The organism is Pseudidiomarina fusca (assembly GCF_032227045.1).
In the GTDB taxonomy this organism is placed as follows: domain Bacteria; phylum Pseudomonadota; class Gammaproteobacteria; order Enterobacterales; family Alteromonadaceae; genus Pseudidiomarina; species Pseudidiomarina fusca.
The window spans coordinates 1-3,148 of the sequence record NZ_JANFPJ010000070.1 but is presented as its reverse complement, the minus strand read 5'-3'; the positions used below and the strand labels follow the sequence as shown (position 1 = coordinate 3,148).

Genomic DNA, 3,148 nt, shown 5'->3' with positions numbered 1-3,148 from the left:
TGGTGAAAAATCCATTCTACGATCTCGCTTTATTCACATAACGCCTCAAACACCGGCGTGGTGAAGCTGGCGACTTTTGTGCGTCTTTTTGCACAAAAGGTGACAGCTTTCCCACGTCCGCGTGCTTTGACTTGTTAGCGCCTAGGCCCACGATTACCTTTGTTTATTCTTGCCCTGATAGTATCAGTGTTATTTCTTAAAAACCTTGTTTTACGAGCAATAAAATCACATTCACTGGAAACCTCAGTGCTACCCGCTTTTAAATTTACCAGCTTGTAATGCCCTGTATGAGAACCGGTCGAGAAAACCACGACATCTCCACTTTTGGTTGTAAATAACTTGACATCGTTTTTGTACAAAAGATCTCTTATTTCTTGCTTTGGATGTTTAAATTGATTTGCATAATCTGCACTAGCAATCGCAATTGTAGGCTGTACAGCTTTCACGAAAGCTGAAGTTGTGAATCCATTACTCGCGCCATGATGCGCAAGAATCATTATATCTGTCTCTTGATTAATGGTCCTCTGTCGTCGAAGCCCTGATGCGATATTGTTGTCCTCAACATCACCCAGACTTAAAACATTGAAAGATCCTGACCTAAAATGTTTGACCGTTGAGTTGTTGTTGGAGCTTTCCTCGTCTATGAATTTGGGGTGATGCAATGTATCTTTATATCCATAATTTTCCGCTTTATCTAAGCTATCAATATATTCTGGCGTTACACTAATAATCTTCTTACTGCCTTTCCCTCGCAACTCATAAGCTTTAATAATTTTTAGGCTCTCTTTCCCTGCCTCTGAGTGAGGAATGTATCCCGGATATTCGATCTTGTTCGGATTGAACTCTGCTAGAATTTTCTCAAGCTGAGATGGTGAACAATGATCTCTATCCCAAGAGGTAATGTGTAGATTATTAATATTAGTCACATCGCATAATCTCATTTCTTGTTTAATGCTATCTTCATTGGTTTCGTTATAGCGAGCTTCAATGAGCGTAAAGAAATCCCCGTTAAAATAAGAAAAAGAAGAGCCAGCACTTCCTAACTGATAAGCCCGAAATCGGGTCTTTTTGCTTTTGACTGTCATCTATAGCTTTCTCAATCTGAGCTTTCGTTATTAGATTTTATTCTTTTTACAATATATTCTGACTGCTTTCTGTACGACAACCCAAAGAGAACTAGCAGCGCAGGCAGAAGCGCGTATTTAAGATAAGAAGACCAGCTTTCATATTCATTAATTATTTTGTCACCCAAAACCAATAAGCACAAAATCACTAGAGCCGAGAGAAGGGAGCGGTACATATTGTTCGTTTCCGACAAAATTTCAATTTTTTGGTCATTTTTGACTGCTCTTAAAAAATCTGAATACGCAGCGAACTTCACTATTTTTAATTTCTTTAAAATTGGCTCCAAGACGATTGATCCAAACCTGCTTATGACCAACCCGACAAAGTAATACAAAAATAGCCCGGTAATAATTGAATCTTGTAAGAGAGGTATATCGAAATACCTATCTGCAACAACGCATAAAACGACGCCCGGCAGCAAATAATTAAACAAATTGTAAGATGAAATTTTTTCTAAAATACTTTCCACAGTTACTCCCTTCTGGTGCAAAGCTGGATAAACGCTAACGCCTCAAACACCGGGTTGGTGAAGTTGGCGGATTTTTTGGAACAAAAAAGGTGACAACTTTACCAAGTCCGAGTGCTTTGACTTGTTATACCTCACCTGACTCTACTTCTAAATCATCTTCCATTTTGCTAGTAGGTAGATTGTTATAAACAGTAAAATCAAACCCATCTTCAAATTTGTCTTTAGCTACCTTTAGTATCCTCACAGAATCATTTCCATTCCTAGAACGATTCCTCCAGTAACATTGATTGTTTTTGTTCGTACCATCAAGCAGAGTTTCTAATTGCTCTTTTGTGTAGTGATCCAAATCTTTATCGATATATCGATCAAAATACATATCAGCCCGTTCAAAATCAGCACTACTTATAAAACAGGCGATGCCAAAATCACGATATTCCGAATCTAGACCCAACTCTTGGCATACTGCCTTAAGTTTCTCCAAGTGTTTTTGATTCAAGAAATGACCATTATCACCATACTTTTTGTAATAATTATCCGTAATCCATTTTATTAGTTTTTTAACATGTAGTTCTGGTGAGTCAGATATAAAAAATGCGATACCAAAATATGAAAGATTATCCTTCAAGACAGGTTTAATTAATTCTTTAGCGGAATCCTCCAGAGAGTCATAGACTACTCTCTCCATGGAAATAAACTCGATAAGTGCTTTAATAGCGTCAGAGTCTGACGATATATTGGAATAGTATGCAGGCTCAGATTTTATGGCATCCACCATAGAATGCTTTTCCTTATCAAAGATTAGCTTCATGGCTCTGATATTGATTCCTCTATTCTCGATAGGCTTTTCATCTTCAGATCTAAAAGAGAATTTCCAAAGACCTTTAAAAATCTTGACCAGAGTGTCTTTATTTAAAGCCCTTAAGTATTTTGACTCTATATACTTATTAAGTGCTATATCTGAGGGAAATAAATCTTTTACTTTTTCGAGATCTTCTAAGAATGTAGAAAGAATCTTCTGAGACATAAAGGGCGGTTTGCTCAACATAACCTCTATGCTGTTCCTAATATCACTTCGGATCATTTCTTGAGTTGGTTCGAATAATGTATCTTCATCACTAATTACAGGGTGTGCTGATAAATGACGGTGTTCTTGGATCAACATGATTTTATGGTTTGCTGCTGTATCTAGGAGTTGGGTTCTTTCAAACACTTTTTTTATAAGCTCTTTCTCCCATTTTGGCGAACAGGGATCATCTTTTTGTAAAGCTTCAATCTCGATTAGTATCTTTTCAGAAGTCTTATCGTTGTAGAGATCTCGCAACTCTTGGAGTTTGAAAATTATGTCGCAGACAACCACCGACCACAGCATTACAGTAGCTGACCTATAGCAACCGTTAGCGTAACTCTTATATACCTCATCGAAGTACTTCCGAGTCCTACGATCATATATTTTGCCTTTTTGAGACTCTAGTGAGAAAACCTTAACGTCCATTTATTCTCCTTGAGGCATAACATTTGTGTAGTGTGCTGGCACATGTCGTAATCGTTCGTTTA

Annotated in this window: 3 protein-coding genes; all 3 read right to left on the bottom strand. The window is 37.5% G+C overall.

The window, feature by feature from the left end:
* Positions 1–134: 134 nt before the first annotated feature.
* The 3 genes from NOG12_RS13025 to NOG12_RS13015 all read right to left on the bottom strand — a co-directional run bounded on the left by NOG12_RS13025 (position 135) and on the right by NOG12_RS13015 (position 3,086).
* Entirely contained in the window at positions 135–1,085 is a 951-nt protein-coding gene (locus NOG12_RS13025) for a ComEC/Rec2 family competence protein (RefSeq protein WP_313933489.1), read from the bottom strand.
* Positions 1,086–1,096: 11 nt separating this feature from the next.
* A complete protein-coding gene (locus NOG12_RS13020; protein WP_313933488.1) occupies positions 1,097–1,594 on the bottom strand; it encodes a hypothetical protein in 498 nt (165 codons plus the stop codon).
* 124 nt (positions 1,595–1,718) lie between these two features.
* Complete coding sequence (locus NOG12_RS13015) at positions 1,719–3,086, bottom strand: hypothetical protein (protein ID WP_313933487.1); 1,368 nt, start codon at positions 3,084–3,086, stop codon at positions 1,719–1,721.
* Positions 3,087–3,148: the final 62 nt, after the last annotated feature.

Excerpts from the sequence above, each read along its gene's own strand:
- NOG12_RS13015 (WP_313933487.1), bottom strand. The coding sequence starts at position 3,086 with ATGGACGTTAAGGTTTTCTCACTAGAGTCTCAAAAAGGCAAAATATAT.
- NOG12_RS13025 (WP_313933489.1), bottom strand. The coding sequence starts at position 1,085 with ATGACAGTCAAAAGCAAAAAGACCCGATTTCGGGCTTATCAGTTAGGA.